General features: G+C 69.5%; 17 protein-coding genes and 1 tRNA gene. 3 read left to right on the top strand and 15 right to left on the bottom strand.

The window, feature by feature from the left end:
• Positions 1–182 precede the first annotated feature (182 nt).
• Positions 183–995 carry a helix-turn-helix transcriptional regulator gene (locus LGQ04_RS12950; RefSeq protein ID WP_229244303.1) on the top strand — a complete coding sequence of 271 codons (813 nt, stop codon included), beginning with the start codon at positions 183–185 and terminating at the stop codon, positions 993–995.
• A gap of 39 nt (positions 996–1034) precedes the next feature.
• Here the strand turns inward: LGQ04_RS12950 and LGQ04_RS12945 are convergent, their stop codons facing one another.
• Positions 1035–1697 (bottom strand): hypothetical protein, encoded by a 663-nt coding sequence (locus LGQ04_RS12945; protein WP_229244301.1) that lies wholly within the window; start codon positions 1695–1697, stop codon positions 1035–1037.
• 37 nt (positions 1698–1734) lie between these two features.
• Positions 1735–2301, bottom strand: coding sequence for a dihydrofolate reductase family protein (locus LGQ04_RS12940; RefSeq protein ID WP_229244299.1), 567 nt, complete (start codon positions 2299–2301; stop codon positions 1735–1737).
• A 787-nt stretch (positions 2302–3088) separates the two neighbouring features.
• On the opposite strand from LGQ04_RS12940, the gene LGQ04_RS12935 reads away from it, so the two are divergent.
• A complete protein-coding gene (locus LGQ04_RS12935) occupies positions 3089–3484 on the top strand; it encodes a hypothetical protein (protein WP_229244298.1) in 396 nt (131 codons plus the stop codon).
• Here the strand turns inward: LGQ04_RS12935 and LGQ04_RS12930 are convergent.
• The 13 genes from LGQ04_RS12930 to LGQ04_RS12870 form a co-directional block, all read right to left on the bottom strand.
• Positions 3481–4182 (bottom strand): hypothetical protein, encoded by a 702-nt coding sequence (locus LGQ04_RS12930; protein WP_229244297.1) that lies wholly within the window; start codon positions 4180–4182, stop codon positions 3481–3483. The genes LGQ04_RS12935 and LGQ04_RS12930 overlap by 4 nt on opposite strands.
• Positions 4183–4419: 237 nt before the next feature.
• Positions 4420–5202, bottom strand: coding sequence for an SCO1664 family protein (locus LGQ04_RS12925; RefSeq protein WP_229244296.1), 783 nt, complete (start codon positions 5200–5202; stop codon positions 4420–4422).
• Positions 5199–5744: a DUF3090 domain-containing protein gene (locus LGQ04_RS12920; protein ID WP_229244294.1), complete on the bottom strand. Its 546-nt coding sequence runs from the start codon at positions 5742–5744 to the stop codon at positions 5199–5201. Before LGQ04_RS12920 ends, LGQ04_RS12925 begins: the two co-directional genes overlap by 4 nt.
• Positions 5745–5769: 25 nt before the next feature.
• Positions 5770–6489: a histidine phosphatase family protein gene (locus LGQ04_RS12915; RefSeq protein WP_229244292.1), complete on the bottom strand. Its 720-nt coding sequence runs from the start codon at positions 6487–6489 to the stop codon at positions 5770–5772.
• A gap of 82 nt (positions 6490–6571) precedes the next feature.
• Complete coding sequence (locus LGQ04_RS12910) at positions 6572–7036, bottom strand: DUF4395 domain-containing protein (RefSeq protein WP_229244290.1); 465 nt, start codon at positions 7034–7036, stop codon at positions 6572–6574.
• Positions 7037–8252: 1216 nt separating this feature from the next.
• Complete coding sequence (gene drt3b / locus LGQ04_RS12905; protein ID WP_229244289.1) at positions 8253–10292, bottom strand: antiviral reverse transcriptase Drt3b; 2040 nt, start codon at positions 10290–10292, stop codon at positions 8253–8255.
• Positions 10285–11625: an antiviral reverse transcriptase Drt3a gene (gene drt3a, locus LGQ04_RS12900; RefSeq protein WP_229244287.1), complete on the bottom strand. Its 1341-nt coding sequence runs from the start codon at positions 11623–11625 to the stop codon at positions 10285–10287. The genes drt3b and drt3a overlap by 8 nt, the downstream gene beginning before the upstream one ends.
• Positions 11626–11741: 116 nt before the next feature.
• Positions 11742–11815: transfer RNA gene (locus LGQ04_RS12895), tRNA-Pro, on the bottom strand.
• A 57-nt stretch (positions 11816–11872) separates the two neighbouring features.
• Positions 11873–13246, bottom strand: coding sequence for an MFS transporter (locus LGQ04_RS12890; protein ID WP_229244285.1), 1374 nt, complete (start codon positions 13244–13246; stop codon positions 11873–11875).
• Positions 13243–13887 carry a GntR family transcriptional regulator gene (locus tag LGQ04_RS12885; RefSeq protein ID WP_229244283.1) on the bottom strand — a complete coding sequence of 215 codons (645 nt, stop codon included), beginning with the start codon at positions 13885–13887 and terminating at the stop codon, positions 13243–13245. Before LGQ04_RS12885 ends, LGQ04_RS12890 begins: the two co-directional genes overlap by 4 nt.
• Positions 13888–14066: 179 nt before the next feature.
• Positions 14067–14579, bottom strand: coding sequence for a putative immunity protein (locus LGQ04_RS12880; protein WP_229244281.1), 513 nt, complete (start codon positions 14577–14579; stop codon positions 14067–14069).
• Between the two features lie 118 nt (positions 14580–14697).
• Positions 14698–15813, bottom strand: coding sequence for a DNA glycosylase AlkZ-like family protein (locus LGQ04_RS12875; protein WP_229244280.1), 1116 nt, complete (start codon positions 15811–15813; stop codon positions 14698–14700).
• Positions 15810–16226: a hypothetical protein gene (locus LGQ04_RS12870; RefSeq protein ID WP_229244279.1), complete on the bottom strand. Its 417-nt coding sequence runs from the start codon at positions 16224–16226 to the stop codon at positions 15810–15812. Before LGQ04_RS12870 ends, LGQ04_RS12875 begins: the two co-directional genes overlap by 4 nt.
• Positions 16227–16515: 289 nt before the next feature.
• On the opposite strand from LGQ04_RS12870, the gene LGQ04_RS12865 reads away from it, so the two are divergent.
• Entirely contained in the window at positions 16516–17298 is a 783-nt protein-coding gene (locus tag LGQ04_RS12865) for a cohesin domain-containing protein (protein WP_229244276.1), read from the top strand.
• Positions 17299–17317: the final 19 nt, after the last annotated feature.

Raw genomic sequence — 17317 nt, 5'->3', positions numbered from 1 at the left:
TCACCGCTCTCGCCGAGGCGCCGGGGTCCGGCGCGTGTGCTCCCAGCGTCCGGCCCGGTCGACGGCCCCGGCCATACGACGTTCGTCGTATCCGGGCCGTCCGTGGGCGCCCGCGGGCGGATCGGCCTTCCTCGGCGGGCTCGGCGGTCCTATCGTCGAAGGACGGAACACGGGAGGCTCCCATGACACGTTCCACGCCGTCGAGCGCCGACATCGTCGTGCTGCGCGACGTCCTCGACCTCGCTCAGGTGTCCCGGCACGCCCCGAGCACGGCGGTCGTCGCCGAGATCCTCCGACGTCTGGAGCGGCTGCTCGACAGCGACGGGGTCGCGTTCCACGCCATGGACGCGCGTGACTTCTCCCTCCAGCACGAGCAGGGCGTCGAGGCGGGCCAGGAGTACGAGGTCGCCCCGTCCGACGTGGAGCAGTGGTCGCCGGACGACGGCGACGACGGCATGGGAGTGCTGGTCGACCACTGGTGGGTGAGCCCGTGCAGCCTCATCGAGCGCACGGGGACGGCCGTCGCCACGAGCATCCGCTCCTGGTACGGCGAGCGACGCTGGTCCGAGCACCCCGTGCACCGCGAGTACCTCGTGGTCGACGACGAGCTGATCCTCGGCTACCCGCTGGGCGGGGCGAGGTCACTGCGCCTCCTCGCTCCCCGCGCGTCGGGGTCACCGTTCGGCGAGCGGGAGCTCACGATCTGCCGCCTGCTCCTGCCGCACCTGCGCGACGTCCTCACCGCCGTCGCCGCACCGTCCACGGACCGTGCCCGCACGCCGGACGCGCTCACCGGGCGGCAGCGCGAGATCGTGCAGCTCGTCGAGATCGGCATGAGCAACAAGGAGATCGGCGCCGCGCTGGGGATCTCCGCAGCGACGGTCCGCACGCACCTCGAGCACGTCTACGCCCGACTCGGCGCGACGAGCCGCACCGCCGCGGTCGCGTCGGCAGGGCTCGCGCCCACCGCCGTCCCGGCGCTGGACCCGGTCTGAGCCCGGTGTGAACCCGGTGGCCTGGGTCCGTCACCGGGCTCACTCGTCGCCGTCGAACAGACCGCCGTCGAGCAGCCAGTGGTAGCGCAGGCGCAGCGCGCGCTCGGTGCTGGCGAGGACCGTCGCGACGACGAGCGCGACGTTGAGCGTCCCGGAGAGGTGGACCGGTGACGTGAAGGTGCCGAGGTTCTCCGCCACGGGCGGGATCTGCGAGACCTGCTCGACGATCTGCGGGACTCCGAGCACGAGCGCGACGACGAGGACGCCCCAGGAGACGACCCCGACCGCGCGGCTCACGCCGGGCCGGTCGCGCTCGAGGCGCGCCCGCCGCCCCTCGGCGGACGCCGGGTCGGGCACGAGCTGACGGGCCGGCCCGCCGTCGTCGGGCACGTAGTGGCAGCGCTTGAGGCCGTACCCGCTCGCCTCGACCTCGATGGTGCCGCCCGGCACGGGGAAGGCGGCCGGCAGCCTGGACGTCGCGTCGTGGCGGCCGTCCCGGTAGAGCCGGGCCCGCACGTCCCCGTCCTCGGAGTCGCCCCAGAGCCGGACGTCGACCGACCACGTCTCCTCGCGACCGTCGGGCCCGACGAGCCGCACGTGCAGCAGCGCGCGCGACAGCGGCTGCCACCACCGGTAGCGGGCGAGGGCGTGACCGTCGCCCGGTCTGAGCCGCCGCGCGGCGCGTCGTCTCTTCGAGAACACCCACGGCACGCTACCAACCCCGGCATACCGGGCGCCGCTACCTCTCGACGCGGTACCGGTGCAGCACGACGCCGTCCGGGAACGGCCGCGTCTCGACGAGGCGCAGTCGGACCTGGCGACCGGCCTGCGCGAAGAACGGGGTGCCGCCGCCCACGAGCACGGGGTGGACCATCGCGCGGTACTCGTCGACGAGGTCGAGCGCCGCGGCGTCCGCGGCGAGGCCTGCGCCGCCGATCGCGATCTCCCCCTCTCCCGGCTCCGCGCGCAGCCGCGCGACCTCCTCCGCGAGGCCGTCCGTCGCCAGCCGGGCGTGGGACCCCTGGACCTCCGTGAGCGTGCGGGAGAACACGACCTTCGGCAGCGCGTTCCACAGCCGCGCCCAGTCGCGCTCCGCCTCGCTGAGCGCCGGGTCGTCGTCGCGCCCGTCCCAGTAGAGCATCGTCTCGTGCAGGCGTTGGCCGAGCAGGTGCGTCCCGACCCGGCGGATCTCGTCCGTCCAGTGCTGGAACGCCTCCGGCGACGGCCCTCCCCAGGCGAAGTCCCCGTCCGGCCCGGCGATGTAGCCGTCCGCCGACGTGCTCATCGAGTAGGTCACGTCACGCATCGTGGTTCTCCTTCGGTCGTCGTGTACGAGGTCACAGACTGTCGAGGGAGGCAGAACTCGTCGCTCCCACTACGCGAGTGCCGACCGTCTCGGTCAAGTCGGCGCGGTCCTGCGTGCCGAGCACCGTGAGCAGCCTGGCCTTCTCCACCGACCGGCTACCGGGCGGTGGTCAGCACGAGCAGCGCCCAGAGTTGGTCCTCGGTTAGCAGCGCCTGACAGTACCGGCCCGACTTCGCCTGCGGCAGGGGCTTGTGGGGCGGCGAAGGGGTTCCGCAAGCGCGGCACGGTCCATGCGTCGATCGTCCGGCCTCGCCGCGGGCGGTGCCAGGGATTGCCGGTCCCTGTTCGGCCGTCTCTCCTGCGCCGCCCGCACGCGCCGAGCATCGAGGCATGGATATCCCGACCAGCACGGTTCTCGTTCCCTGGCGCGCCGAGCGCCATCGGCCTCGGCTCGCCGTCGCTGTCCACTACCAGGGCAGCACGGTCATCGTCGGCGGGCGCCGCACCGAGCGGCTCGAGCGGATCGCCGCCAAGCGCCCCGGCATCGACACTGGTCGCACCGACACGACCGACCCCCGAGCGCAACGCGTCCGCAGCGAAGGACGAGCGCTCGGGGCACCCGACCTCGATACGCTCGTCGCCATGTCCGAGATCGAGTGCGTCGAGGACTCGCACCAGCCCGAGGGCTTCGCTCCACGGCTGAGGAGACGATCACCACCAACGCGCTCGGGCCGATCCGCATCATCGACGCCTTCGTCGAGCGCGTTCGGACTGCATCATCGTGACGGTGTCGTCCGAACTCGCGTACGCGCCCCGGAGGGCGACCCAGAGTTACGATCTCATCCAAGGCGGCGACCGTCATGCTCAGCGAAGCACTGCTCTTGCAGCTCGCCGACAAGTCCGTGCCCGTCACCAGGCACGTAACTCCACCGGTCGCTACGGACCTCGACTACCGGGGCAGCGCGAGAGCACCATCACGACGCCGATCGACAAGTTCGTCATAGAGATGGCCGCGTACCTCCGCACGCAGCCCGATGGGCGCGAGGTCCCTGTAGAGCGCGTGAAATTCCTGCGCCACGGCGAGGCGCGCGCCAACGAAACCGAGGCGTCCCACGCGCAACGCCTCGGATCCGAACGGTCGCTGAGTCAGAATTTCGATCAGCAGAAGGCCGGTGAGCGTTAGCCTAGAATTCTCGAAACTCCGTTCCGCAACCTTCCTCCGACGACTGAATCCATCGACGTGAACCAAGGTAGCGCTAGGACAACGAGAGACAGGGCGGTAATTGAAATCGCAATGGCATGCGACGCGCTGGCTTGATAAACTCCGAGACCTAGGCCGAGACATCCTGCCAGGGCAAGAATCGCTGTAAATACAATCGATGGCTGGCCAAGGGCACTCAGCACCATGTCGACCCGCCACAGCACCCAGGCGTCGCCCGCGCGCCGTTCAGACGGGCGCCTCTTCGCGATTCTTCGCTTAAAGAGCCGCGACCGCCGCTCTGGCGAAAGATGTCCGCTCATCTCCCACAGACGATCTTCTAGGCGAAGATCATGGTGGAGGCGCAGTTCGGTAGGCACTCCGAAATGATCCTCATAAGCACCCAACAGTTGTCGATCAAGCATCGAACTCAGTTCCGTATAGCGGATTGCCAAGATCGAGACGACGCTCACGGCGAGCGCGCCCAGGCCAATCAACAGATAGAAGGCGGCACTGAGCGATTGCCCCAGACCGATCCATAACGCCACCTCCGCCGCAATGGCAATTCCAACCAACTGCCAGGTGCGCGAATCGGAACTCTGATGGCGGGCCACGAGTGCGGAGTACATCGCGAGTAGTACTTCTGAATCGCCCGCTGGCTGTGGCGCAGATCCGGCCGTCATGTAGGGCATTGTGACACAGATCGACCATCCCGGTAGCGAGCTGCTGAGTTTCGGACGACGATCAACTGCAGGCTCGCAGCCATCGATGCCGGCTGACCTCTGTGCGCGACTTGCGCAGAATCCCCGAGTAGGTGCCGCAACAAACGATCAGCCTCGCCACTCGCACGCGACCTTCCCGAAGCGCACTGTTCGCCCGAAGTGTCTGTTCTGCGCCCGACGCATGCAATGGCAACAATTTCAGAACAGCGGCCACGGGACGGCGGGCATGTCTCCCGACGGTGCGGGGAACCGCGCCGCGGCGAGCAGCCCGTCGCACCGTTCCGCGAGCGCGGCGACCTCGTCCGCCGTGAGCAGACCACTGAGGCGGCCGCCGAGGTCCCCGTCGAGACCGGTGCCGAGGTCGTCCCGGACCCGTGCGACACCGGCGAGCTCGTCGGCGTCGAGGCTCGCGCCGAGCCAGCCCCACAGCACGGTGCGGACCTTCGGCTCGACGTGGAACGTCACGCCGTGGTCGACGCCGACGCGTCGCCCGTCCGCGAGGGGCAGCACGTGCCCGCCCTTGCGGTCGGCGTTGTTGAGCAGGACGTCGAGCACGGCCATCCGGCGCAGCGCCGCCGAGTCCTCGTGGACGAGGGTGACGGGCCGGTCGTCCTCGTCGACGCCTTCCAGGACGGTCTGCACGCCGTCCGGGACCTCGGGGGTCGGCACGACGTCGACGGGCGACTGCGCCGGGTCGACGTCCTGCCAGAACTGCACCATGCCGGGGCCGTGCGGCCCGTCCCGCAGCCACGTACACGGGACGACGCCCCAGCCCGTGGACTCCGAGACGAGGTACGCGGCGACCTCCCGGCCGGCGAGCGTGCCGTCGGGGAAGTCCCAGAGCGGACGCTCGCCGGCGATCGGCTTGTAGACGACGTCGACGTCGCCGATGCGCGCGAGGAACGTCGCGTTGGACGCCGTGCGGATGCGGCCGACGACCTCGAGCGGTGCCGTGTCGAGGTCGTCGTGCGGGGTCGTCACGCCTCGTCGGTCGGGGCGCACTCGTGCCCGTCGGGGTCGACGGGGCGGCCGCAGAGCGGGCAGGCGGGACGCCCGGACTGCACGACGGCGCGGGTGCGCTGGACGAACGCGCGCGCCGTCCCGACGGGCATCCGCACGAGCAGGACCTCCGCGGGCTCGGCGTCGTCCTCGTCGGTGGCCTCGTCGTCGTCCACGAGCGGGTACGCCTCGACGACGACCTGTGCCGTGCGGGGGTCCCAGGCGAGCCGCATCGAGCCTGTGCGGAACTCCTCCTCGACCGGCTGGTCGAGGGGGCCGTCGTCGACGAGCTCGGCGGGCACGTCGGTGGGGATGCTGTACTCGTTGTCGGGCGCCGCCATCAGCTCGTCGAGGACCCGTTCGATCGCCTCGGCGAGGACGGCGGACTGCTCCTTCTCCAGGACGACGCTCGCCGTCCTGCTGCCCTCACGGGCCTGCAGGTAGAAGGTGCGTGATCCGGGCTCCCCGACGGTGCCGACCACGACGCGGTCAGGCCAGTCGAACGCGTGCACGAGGGTGGGCATGTCCCCACTCTACGAGCGCACCCCGTCACGACGTCGAGTCGTCGCCCTCATCGCCCGGCTGGGGGTGCCCTGCTCCCCCGCCGACGGGCGCGTCCCCGGCCGGCGCGGTCGCGCGCAGCCAGGACAGGTCACCGGCCTCCGTGTTGGTCGCGATGACGTCCGTTCGGTGCGGGCCGTACCGCACGATCGAGACCGACGCCGGGCCGACGACGATGCGCTGGAACAGGTCGAGGTGCATGCCCAGCGCGTCCGCGAGGATCGACTTGATGAGGTCGCCGTGCGAGACGGCCGCCCAGACCGCGTCGGGCCCGTACCGTTTCGCGACCTCGGCGTCGTGCCGCCGGACCGCCTCCACCCCTCGCGCCTGCATCGCCGCAAGCGACTCCCCGCCCGGGAACGTCGCCGCCGACGGCTGCGACTGCACGACCGACCAGAGCGGCTCCTTCGCCAGGTTCTTGAGCTCACGCCCCTGCCATCGCCCGTAGTCGCACTCCGTGATGCCGTGCTCGGCCACCGTCTCCGGCACGCCCACCTGGTGGTCGAGAAGGGTCCGCGCGGTCTCCCGGCACCGTTCGAGCGGGCTCGTCACCACACGGGCCAGCGGCACACCGCCGAGCCGCTCCGCGGCCCGGAGCGCCTGCTCACGCCCCACGTCGTCGAGTCGGACGCCGCCCGCCCGGCCGGCGAGGATCCCTCCCGCGTTCGCGGTGGTGCGGCCATGGCGGACGAGGAGGAGCGTGGGCATGGAGCGAGCGTAGGGGTTCCCCGCGACCTGCGAGGTGCGGCTGTTCGCCCGTCGCCCGGTACCGGCGCTCGTCCCGTCGAGGTCAGGCCGGTCGTGAGCGGCGGAACAGCAAATAGGCCTTGCAGCCCAGGCACACGCTTGTGGCCGCGTTGATCGCCGAGACGCCGAGAGCGACCAGCGTCAGGATGTGGCCGGCGACGTCGAAGCCGGTGATGAAGAGGAACAGCGCGACAGCGGTGAGCACGAAGCCGACGAACTGAGCGAACCTCGGCGGCCGAGCGTCCTCCAATCTGGCCGGCAGTCCCATCCGCGGCCAGATAATGCGGGCGTAGATCTGTGCCCACAGCGTCCACTGGAAGCTGACGGACGCGGTGAACGCGAACACCGCGACTTGAGAGGCCAGCAGGCCGATGCTCAACGGCCGAACGACGTCGAGGACGAGCAGCGCGACGGCAAGAACGCCGGTAGTCGCCCCAGCGCTGAATCGCAGGAGCCGCGGATCGACCTGCCCACGGAGCGGGCACGCGGTGATGCTGGAGCCGGGCATGAAGGCCTCCGCGAGGTAGGCACCGACTGCTCCACCTCAGCCTAGGCCGCCCGCCCCACGGCATCGAGTCCGACGCCGCGCGCCCGACCGGCGACGATCCCTCCAGCCGTCCTCTCGCGACCTCGCGACGGCTCGGTTCGTTGCCCGGCTCGCTGGATGGGGTTTGCGGATGCGTGGGCCAAGGATCGACGAGAGCGGCGACGTCGAGCATGCCGAGGTGGCGCTGCGGTCGGTCCTCGCGGTGCTGCGGTCGGGCGATCTCACCGACCGCTCGGCCCGGATGAGGGCCGAGCAGGTCACCGTCGACGCGCTGAACACACCCGACGGGCGGCGCTCAGGAGGGCCCGCGCCCTCGAACCGGCGATCGAGGCGTTCGAGCGCCTGCGCTCCGAACTACGGACGCTGACGCGCTAAGGCTCTCTGACGATTCGCTTCGTGCTGCCGCCCGCCAACGGGCGCGCCGTGCCGACCTCCATCGCGGAGAGCGCGCGCTCGTGCGTCCGCGTGGCGCTCCTCGGGCAGATGGGGCTGCGACGGGACGAACCTCCTGGTCGACGTCCACGACAACCGTCACCGCAGCGCCAGCCGCGAGGACGACCGCTTCCGGCCCATCGCGCAACGGGTCGAGCAGCTCCAAGGCGACTGGAGGGTCGGGCGACCCCCGGGGGGCGGCCACCTGCACCTGCGATCCCCGCTCGACGCCGCCGACCCGGCGGCGATCGCTAAGGACAGCATCGGCGCAGAACTGAACGCCAGCAGAACCAGATCCGCACCCTCATCGCGCAAGGCGGACCAACCGCGAGATCGCCGACGCGCTGGCCATCAGCACCAACAAGGTGAAGTACTACGTGTCGGCCATGGTGCCCGTCGTCGCGGTGCGACGCCGCGCCCAGCGCGTCTCCGGTGCGGGGGACGACTCCCACTCTTTGCTACCCGTCCGGGAAGGCCGATCGCCCTCGCGGGTGAAGCTCCGCACGTTGCGCGACGTCCGTACGTTCGAAGCAGCCGAACGCAACGCGGTCCACTCGACCGGGCTACCGGTGAGCCGAGCCCGACGCGCACAACATCTCATCAGAACCGAAACAGCACCGAGCGAGAAGGCAATGCGCGATCTCGATGGGACGTGTTGCCACGCCCCATCGAGACTGAGCGCTAAACCGGGCCTCGCGCTCCGCGCTGGTGTGTGGTCTGCCGAAACAGTTGCCCGGACGCTTGGTCAGTATACCTCGTACAGACGCTTCCGCTGCAACGCATCATAAAGATCAAACCCCGTCCAGCTGACGTTACCTAGAGGGCCATCGCTTCCGAAGCGGCTTACCGACACCGAGGACGACGACACCCCGTAAGCTCCTGCGACCCGCTGCTTCAACTCGTCGTCCACGAAAGGGCACGAGAGCAAGTTCAGGCTCACGATAGCGCGCTCTGCGTCATTCGGCTCTCTCTCCAGAAGCCCGGTCGCCCAACGCAGCGACGACTCGACAATCGATGAATATGACTGAGCGCCTTGAGTGTGCATCAGTATACTGAAAAGCAGAAAGGCGTTCATACTCCCGGGCGGCTCTAGCCTCGTCCCGGCCTCCCTGAAGCCGAGGAGTTGGATCATCGTTACCTCGTCCAGAACGTGCTCCGACCCGAGAAACGACACGCAATCCAATAACGTTGCAGTTACGGCGTCGGGATCCGAACCAGCCAGGCGCCTCATCTGCGCCACCACCTCGGAACCCGCAGCCGCTTCGATGCGCTCGCGGTCGTGCGAAAGAACAAACCCTTCACGGCCGAAGCGAACAATTGAACTCATGATCCGCGCGATCTTGACGGTTGGGCTCATACGAGGAGCACCCGAGTATGCGAAGAACGCGAACTCCATCACTCCAAGGAGCGCATCCACGACTGCGCCTACATGCTCCACTCGCTCAGTGGGCGACATTCCGGCCGCACGCTCGACCTCACTCTGAGAGAATCTGATAAGCCGCTCCACCGCCCACTCGACCTGCGCAAGAGTATAATTCGCGAGCTCGTGGTGCCCGACTCCAGTGTCGATGAGCACAGCCTTGTAGCCAATGCTAAGGCGTTCCACGTCGGCGCGAGGACGCGCAAGAGCGTCTTTCCCCGCGGAACCCCGACCCCTCTTTACCGACTTACGTACTAGCTTTGCAACTCGTTGCTTTGCCACCGTCAGTGGCGAAAGCCAAGGAGTGTACTCACCCTCTTGTTTCGCAGCATTCAAGTGCAACTTGTAGCGCCGGAGATGCCGCGCGAGTGTATCGAGCACGCGGCTCTTGTTGTGTTCATCCGCCAGGAAAATAAAGTAGTCATCTACATATCGAAGGACATCATAGTCGACGCCGAATCGTAACCCGTGGGAGTCAAGTTCTCTTTCGACGTCGACGTCGACCGCTTGAAGGACTATCTCAGCGAAGATCCGGGACAACTCAGAACCTATGGTGATCCCGCTAGTCTCGCGATGATTCAGCCGCTGCATTAGGCGGTCGAAATCGTCACCGAAGGTGCCCTCCAATCGATTGAGATTGGACTTGACGAGGTCATGTCCGTGGACCGCCCAAGCAACTGAGTGCGTGTATATGCTGTCAAAGCACTTGGCAACGTCCGCACGGACCAGATAGCCGTACCTGCGTTCGCGCTCGCGATACTCCCGCGAATCGTAGAACTTGAAGATACTTGAATACTTCTCGTACGTGAAATAGGAGCGAATCCAATCGTACTCCCGGTGATCCTCCTCTACAGGATCGAGACCACCCCTTTTTGACTCGAACACACGATCACGCACCACGCTATAACGTGCGACGCGAGCCGGTCGACGAAGGGAAAAATTGCTACGCGACGTATGATAGAGGATCAGATCGGCATAACGTGCGTAGAATGCAGATATCTCCAATTGTGCTGCGGGATGCGGCACCGTGAGGGTTCGATAGTCGTTCCGATTGTGCCGTATTGTGAACTGGAACGGCACCGTGAATGGGTGCGGGTTTCCCAGAAAGCGCTGCTTGCCGGAAGTCCCCTGGCCTTTCGCTAGCTTCGGGCCATCCTTCCATCCCATGATTACCCGCAGCAGCAGTTCGGTCCCGGCCCCGACCATACGCGCCTCTGCCACGCCTTGCGAGACGGACAGCTGGGTTGCGTTCAAGAAGTCGTACAGCCCTCGATTAGAGAAACTCGGAGGGATCTCGTACGGCAGAACTTCGCTAAGCAGCACGCGCGCGTCACGTTTACGGATATTGCGCCGCGCCTTAGCCATTCCAGACACCTTTGATTCGACTTAAGTGGCGGGGCTCGAAGACGTACACTGTTCTATGTTGGAAGCCGTCAACGAAGGAGAGGCTCTCGAGCACTTTCATGAGTTCAGCCGGAAGACTGGCCTGCGACACCTTGTGCGCGAGGTAATTGTCGAGACCGCGGTACTTCTTCAAGCTTGTGATCAGGGGATTTGTGAAATACACGCCGGCCATCGCATTGCGCTTGTTGTTTGTCAGGCGAACGTTTCCCGTGAGCATTCGGCATCGGTCTAGAAGTAGTCGGCGCTTCCCATGGTTCGACGAGTTAGCATTACTCCATGCGGCGAAGGTGCGGTCGATCCGCTTGCGGAGCCGCTGTCCGCGCTCATGCGTGATGTCAACGCTGAGTTTGTCCTTCATCGAAATCTCATAGCCGAGAAAATTGAACTGCGTAGCACCGGCGCCGCGCGACGGGTGCAAGATTGCTTCCTTCTTTGGGTGGGACCTCAGTCTTATGGCGCCAAGTTCGCTTGCGATCATGTCTCGAATAGCATCATCGCTCAAGGAGCCGCGAATGCCGTCTGCGAGCACCATGACGACATCATCGACATATCGCGCATAGTACAGAATGTTCGGCAGAGACCGGAAGCGCGTGTCCACGACGCTTAGCAGAAGGTCGCCTAGCGCGGCGCTCATGCCGATACCTGCGGGAAGTCCGACGGGCACGCCGAGCAATGCCGCGGATTCATCGAGGAACCCATCGATTAGTCGACGCGGCGTCGCATTCATAGCCGTGCGACCAAGTTGTGCCCGAAGTACGTCGTGATCGACGCTTTCGTAGAATGCGGAAACGTCGAATCTGACGACCGTTTTTGGCAAGCGATTGTCAAGCGTCCTGAGCAGCCCCGAGGTTGATTGGTGGCGCGAAACCGATCGAGACTCGGTGGCAGCGCGGATTACGCGTTGCAGGTGCTTATCAGCAAAGTAGACTTCTGCCGATTGACCGTATCTGAATATGGATCGCCCATTTGCGTGGCCGTTTTGGGCTATGCCCCATGGGAACGCGCCATTCTCCAGCATTCCTAGCAGGCTTATACTAGTACCATCGAGCGCTCCGACAAGAGTGTTTTCGGCCGCCTCTCTCGCGCCGTGGAGAGAGGCTTCCAACTGTTCCACGCTTAATGGTATCGGTCGCGCGAGTTTGCCAGACTGGGCCTCGCGGAGTTGAGCACGAAGATCCCGTACGATCGCCTGCTCTTTCTCGACCACTGGGAACAGCGGAAGGAGGTCCTTTCCCTTTCGCGTCTCAAGGTCCCACAAACGTCGCAGGCCTGACGGCGAGAACCCCTGCTCCATCGCATCCCCTAGCGTCATTACAATGAGGATCTTTCAATCTGCGAAATCGTCCCAGAAACTGCGAAATCGTCCCAGAAAACAACAACTCGACGAGCTCACGCTCATCGAGTTGCTTGTCGGGCTGACAGGATTTGAACCTGCGACCCCCTGACCCCCAGTCAGGTGCGCTACCAAGCTGCGCCACAGCCCGTGGCTGGATCACCGGGCCGGAACCGAGCGGTCCGGACCCCGTGAAGCCTCGGATACTCTACCCCATCCGCGCCTCGTCGAGCGCACCGTTTGCCCCGGTCGGGGCTGTGCGGTCCGTCTCCTCGGCGGCATCGACCGCGACGTCGGTCTCCCCCGTCGGCAGGTGCGCGCGCCACGCGCAGGCGACGACCACCAGGCACAGCGCGGCGACGACCAGCCCGCCGAGGAACATCTGCGTGTAGGCCCACCGCACGGAGAGCGCGGCGAGCGCCACGGGCACGAAGAACCCGAGGTAGGTGAGCGAGTAGTACACGGCGGTGAGGCCGGCGAGGTCGTCGGGTGTGGCGATGCGCTGGACCTCGCTGAGCCCGGCGACGAGCGCGAGCCCGTACCCGGCGCCGAGGACGGCGGCCGCGGCGAGCGCGGTCGGGAGGTCGAGGCGTGCGCTCGCGAGGGCGCCGAGTCCCATGCCGAGGACGACGATCACCATCGCCACGACGGATGCCCGCGCGCTGCGCCGGGTGTCGATGAGCCGGCCGAGCACCTGGATCCCGACGCCGCACCCGAGCCCCAGGACGGTCATGAGCCCGGAGAAGGCGATGGGTGCGCCGTCGGCGGTGTCGGCGACAAGTCCGGGGAGCACGGCATAGGCGCTGCCCGCGCACCCGAACACCCACGGCGCGACGGGGACGACGACGCGCAGGAACCGCCGGTGTGCGACCGCGGGGACGCGGAGGTCGTCGAGCAGCCGGGCCGGCCGGGCGCCGTCGGGCACCATGGGGAACCGGGTCTCGGGGACGCGCAGCACCCACACCCCCGCGACGGCCGCGAGCGCCGCGTGCAGCACGTAGGCGAGGTGCGTGGGCCAGTGCGCCCACTGCGCGAGCACGGCGGCGACGCCGGCGCCGACGAGGAACCCCAGCGTGAGGGCGAGGCCCGCGCGCCGGGGGGCGGAGCCGCCGTCGGGAACGCCGGTCGCGCGCGCGGTGGCGTCGCCGAGCTCCTTGACCCAGGTGGTCCCGACGGCCATGACGAGCCCGATCGCCACCCCGCACAGCACGCGCCCGACGGCGAGGAGCGCGGCCGACGACTCCCCCGCCGCGAGCACGAGCGACCCAGCGAGCGCGACGGGTGCCGCGGGCAGGAGCAGGGGGCGGCGTCCGTACCGGTCGGACAGCGGCCCGCCGAGCAGCAGCGCCGGGACGATGCCGAGCACGTACGCGGCGAGCAGGGCGTCGACCGTGACGGCCGAGAAGTGCCCCACCTCGCGGTACATGACGAGCAGGGGCGTGAACTCGTTCCCGCCCCACGCGACGGCGAACATCGTCAGGGCGACGGGCAGCCAGGCCCGGTGCCCGACGCGCGAACCCCGCCCGGTCTCCTCGCTCGCCTCCTCGCTCGCCTCGGTCCCGGCGGCGGTCGGGCGCCTCACAGCCCGGCCCGCGCGTCGTCGAGGTGGCGCTGGACGCGGCGCTTGTAGGTGCGGGTGTCGCGCGCCTCGAGCGCGTCGACGAGGCCGCGGTGCCCGGCGACGAACGTCGCGGCGCGGCCCGCGTCCCACCGGACGCTGTGGGCGACCATGCGCTGCTGGCGCTCGCGCAGGGTCGCGTGGAAGGTGGTGAGCAGGGCGTTGCCGCCCGCGGCGACGATCTCGGCGTGGAAGCGCGCGTCGAGCGTGGCGTACTCGGCGACGTCGCCGTCCGCGACGGCCGCCTCCTGGGCCACGACGAGGTCGCGCAGGAGTGCCACGAGGGCGGTGAGGTCGGTGTCGGGCAGGCGCACGACGCTCAGCGCGGCGTGCGTCTCGACGAGCAGGCGGGCGTCGAGGACGTCGTCCGCCTCACCGGGCGCGACCGGCACGACGAGCGCCCCGCGCTTCGGGTACAGGCGCAGCAGACCCTCCGTCTCGAGCCGCAGGAACGCCTCGCGCACCGGCGTGCGGCTCATGCCGAGCTGGTCGGCGACGTCCCCCTCGCTCGTCATCGAGCCACCGGGCAACGTCCCTTCGAGGACGAGCCGCTTGACGTGCCGGTAGGCCTGCTCCGTGGCGGAGCCGCTGGTAGTTCGAGGCATAGATACATGATGCATCCATGTCGTCCTCCACTCGTCACGAGCACCTGCGACCGACGTGTGTCCCTCGCCACCCCTCTCGACGGCTCGATGACGTGTCACTGCGCGCGGCGCTTACTCACACTTTCGCGGAAGCTGTCAGTCGGCGGGCCGTGAGCCGTCGACGGCGCGCTCGACCGTTCTCACGTGCGCAGCAGGTCGTCGAGCAGCCGCACGAGCTCACCCACCCGACCGCCGCCGGGCGGGGCCGCGGGGTACCGACGGAGAACCGTCACGACCGTGTCGGGGGCGTTCTGGCGAGCCCACTGGACCGAGCGTTCACCGACGGCCGGGTCGCCACCCTCGACGAGCTCCACGGCGCGGGCCGCGTACGCCGCCGAACCGACGACGTGCTTCACCTGGGTGGCCTGCGCGAGCGGGTGGAGGAACGCCGCGCCCGCGGCATGGCCCGCGGCTCGAGCGGTCTCGGCCGCTGCGGGTGTTCGCGCTCCGGACGCGGCTCGGAGCGCCGCGAACGCCGCGGTCCGCAGCGCGGTCGTCCGCCGCTCCCCGTCGGCGAAGGCACGCGCGGCGTCGACCGCCGCGCGCGGTCGCACGTCGTCCGGGTGCTCGTCCTCGAAGAGCGGGAGCACCCGCTCCGCGCACCACGCCGCGTAGCCCGCGACCGCCCGGATCTCGTCCAGCGTCAGGTCCACGGGGCGATCGTGCCAGATGTACCGACGGGGACGTCGTCACGACGACGCGGGGTGCAGGTCCTCGGCCACCGCGACCACGGGCGGACCAGTCAGGTCGTGGAAGCGGCGCGCGCCGGCCTCACGAGCGCGCCCCGGCGCGCAGCGGTCGGTCGAGCGCGGCGCCGAGGCGCGCGACCTCCGCGGACACCGTGTCCGACGGCGCGGGGTCGCCGAACCACGTGATCGCGGCCTCGTCGCCCGCGAGCGCCCACGTGCCCGCGACGGTGCCTCCGGCGACGACGAGGTTCGCCCCGCGGCTCACGGCCTGGCGGTGCGCCGCGGGCACGACGTGCGGGTCGGCGGTGCCGGGGCCGAGCACCCACTGGTCGTGCCCGGGCAGGAGCCGGACTGCGGTCGACGGCACGGCCGCCGCCAAGGACTCGGTGTCGTCGTGCAGCACGACCCGGGGTTCGCCGTCGATGTCGACCTCCACGAACCGGTCGGCGAGCTCGGCCCACCAGCGCCGGATCCGGGCGCGACCGGCCCCGAGCCCTTCGCCGAGCCAGTAGTGGGCGTTCGCCTCGGTGACCGGGCCGTAGGTGCCGACGTAGTGGAGCAGGGCGTGGTGACCGGCCTCGTCGAGGTCGGGCCACGGCCGCCAGCGGGGGTGGGTGTCGAGGCGCTGGAACGTGGGTTCCTGGCCGCGCGACGGCCCGAAGGACAGGTCGCCCTGCCACCCGAACGGTTTGAGGAAGGTGTGGGACGGGTCGGCGAACGCGGCACGCAGGTGCGCGTACGCGGGGTCGCGGGCGACGGCGTCACCGAGCTCGGCGCGCGTCAGCGGACCGGACGAGAGCGCGTCGCGCACGGCGGCGCGCAGCGCGGGCCAGTCGTCGGGTTCCAGCCGGTAGTACTCGCGCCACGACGACCGCTCCCACATGCGCCCGGCCGCGCGCAGCGCGAGGTAGGCGCCGCCGTCCTCGGGCGTCACGAGGTGCGTCGCGCCGCGGAACGCGTACACGGCGAGGAGGTTGCCGTCGGCGAGCGCCCGCGGGATCTCGTCGGGCCCGGCGGCGTCACGCCGCGTCGGACTCTGCCGGCTGCGGACGGCGAGCGCGGCGTCGGACGCGGCGGGGACCGCGCCCAGCCGTCGGACCACGTCGGCCGCGGCGACGTCGCCGACGGGGTCGAGCAGGTGCCGCCCCAGCCGCCACGCGAGCGCCTGGGGCCACGAGACACGCGGCGGGGCGCTCATGCGTCCGTGCCGGCGCTCGTCCCCGGCGCGGTACCGTCCGCGGCCGGGTCGGCGAGGCGCGCCTCGATCGCGCGGGCGATCCGGCGCGACGACGCGGCGTCGTCCGCGCCCAGAGGGTCGCCCTGCCGGTCACCCTGGAGGTCGCCGACGTCCGCCCAGCGGTGGAGCTCGGAGACGACGAGCGCCCAGTCGCCGCGGTCGAGCGTCACCGCCAGGTCGTCGTCCTCGGGCGGCCAGCCCCAACCAGGTTGCACCCGAGGGTGCTGCGCGGCCGCGGCCCAGCCCGCCTCCCGCAGACGACCTGCCGCCTCGGCGAGCGCCTCGTCGCCGCCGACGCGCTCGACCGCGCCGGTGTTGTCGAGCGTCCCGTCGACCAGGTGCCAGTCGCGCACCCGGAACACGATCTCGACCACGCCACCGCCTCCTCGTACCCGGCTCCTCGTCCCGACTCGCTGCAGCAGCAGCGTGACGGACGTCACCCTACACCTGGCGTCCGACACCCTGATCGGCGCGATCCCGCGCGCGGCGCGGGCTGCGGACCCACCGCGACAGAACCGATACCACCGTGCACGTTCTCGCTAACACCCGCGAAACCGCCGGGAAACAGCGTCCTGTGAGCATCGCTCGCGGCAGGGGGCTCCGCCATGACCCGCGGGCGACGGGACCCACCGCCCCTGCCCGCCAGGAAGGAACCGCTCCCCCATGACCCACGCACCCACACGCCGTCGGGCACGACGACGCGCCACGCTCACGGGCGGGCTCGCGCTCGCCGCGGGCCTGCTCACCGCCGTGTCCACCGGCCCTGCGGCGCTCGCCGCGCCGTCGGTCGCGGAGCTCTCCGTCACCGCGCCGGAGTCCGTCGAGGTCGGCGACACGGTCGAGGTGACCGTCGCCGTCACCGGCGCTGTCGACCTGTACGCCGTCGACCTCGCGGTCGCCTACGACGCGGACCTCGTCGAGCCCGTCGCGGACGGCGCGACCACGCCCGACGGCGGGTTCTCCGACGTCGTGGACGACGGCACCGGGACCGTGGCGGTCGCGCACACGCGCCTCGGCTCGTCCCCCGGCCTGGAGGGCGACGTCACGCTCGCGACGCTGACGTTCACCGCCGTGGCCGCGGGCGACGCGACGTTCGACGTCCCGGTCGTGACCTTCGTCGGCGCGGACTCCGAGACGCAGACGGCGCAGGACGCGGGCACCGCGACGACGGCGATCACCGCGGCGCCGGCCCCGACCGCCGCCCCGACCGACACCTCGACCGACACCGCCGCGCCCACCGACCCCGCCACGACGGCGCCGGTCACCGACGACGACACGACGGCGGACCCGACGTCGACCGCGACGGCAGGCACGGGCTCCGGGACGGGCGGACCGCTCGCGTCGACCGGTGCGAGCGTCGCCGCGATCGTCGTCGCCGCGCTCCTCGCGGTCGCGACGGGCGTGGGCGTCCTCGTCGCACGCCGACGGGCGGTGGCGTCCCGATGAGCACCCACCCCGCACCCGG

Origin of the sequence: Cellulosimicrobium marinum, from assembly GCF_020551945.1 — a bacterium.
Taxonomy (GTDB): Bacteria; Actinomycetota; Actinomycetes; order Actinomycetales; family Cellulomonadaceae; genus Cellulosimicrobium; species Cellulosimicrobium marinum.
The sequence above is the reverse complement of the archived record's forward strand: the minus strand, read 5'-3'. Positions and strand labels throughout refer to the sequence as shown.

Bases quoted from the DNA above. Each gene is read 5' to 3' on its own strand.
- LGQ04_RS12950 (WP_229244303.1), top strand. From the start codon at position 183: ATGACACGTTCCACGCCGTCGAGCGCCGACATCGTCGTGCTGCGCGAC.
- LGQ04_RS12940 (WP_229244299.1), bottom strand. From the start codon at position 2,301: ATGCGTGACGTGACCTACTCGATGAGCACGTCGGCGGACGGCTACATC.
- LGQ04_RS12930 (WP_229244297.1), bottom strand. From the start codon at position 4,182: ATGACGGCCGGATCTGCGCCACAGCCAGCGGGCGATTCAGAAGTACTA.
- LGQ04_RS12920 (WP_229244294.1), bottom strand. From the start codon at position 5,744: ATGCCCACCCTCGTGCACGCGTTCGACTGGCCTGACCGCGTCGTGGTC.
- LGQ04_RS12915 (WP_229244292.1), bottom strand. From the start codon at position 6,489: ATGCCCACGCTCCTCCTCGTCCGCCATGGCCGCACCACCGCGAACGCG.
- LGQ04_RS12910 (WP_229244290.1), bottom strand. From the start codon at position 7,036: ATGCCCGGCTCCAGCATCACCGCGTGCCCGCTCCGTGGGCAGGTCGAT.
- drt3b (WP_229244289.1), bottom strand. From the start codon at position 10,292: ATGGCTAAGGCGCGGCGCAATATCCGTAAACGTGACGCGCGCGTGCTG.
- drt3a (WP_229244287.1), bottom strand. From the start codon at position 11,625: ATGGAGCAGGGGTTCTCGCCGTCAGGCCTGCGACGTTTGTGGGACCTT.
- LGQ04_RS12885 (WP_229244283.1), bottom strand. From the start codon at position 13,887: ATGCCTCGAACTACCAGCGGCTCCGCCACGGAGCAGGCCTACCGGCAC.
- LGQ04_RS12875 (WP_229244280.1), bottom strand. From the start codon at position 15,813: ATGAGCGCCCCGCCGCGTGTCTCGTGGCCCCAGGCGCTCGCGTGGCGG.
- LGQ04_RS12865 (WP_229244276.1), top strand. From the start codon at position 16,516: ATGACCCACGCACCCACACGCCGTCGGGCACGACGACGCGCCACGCTC.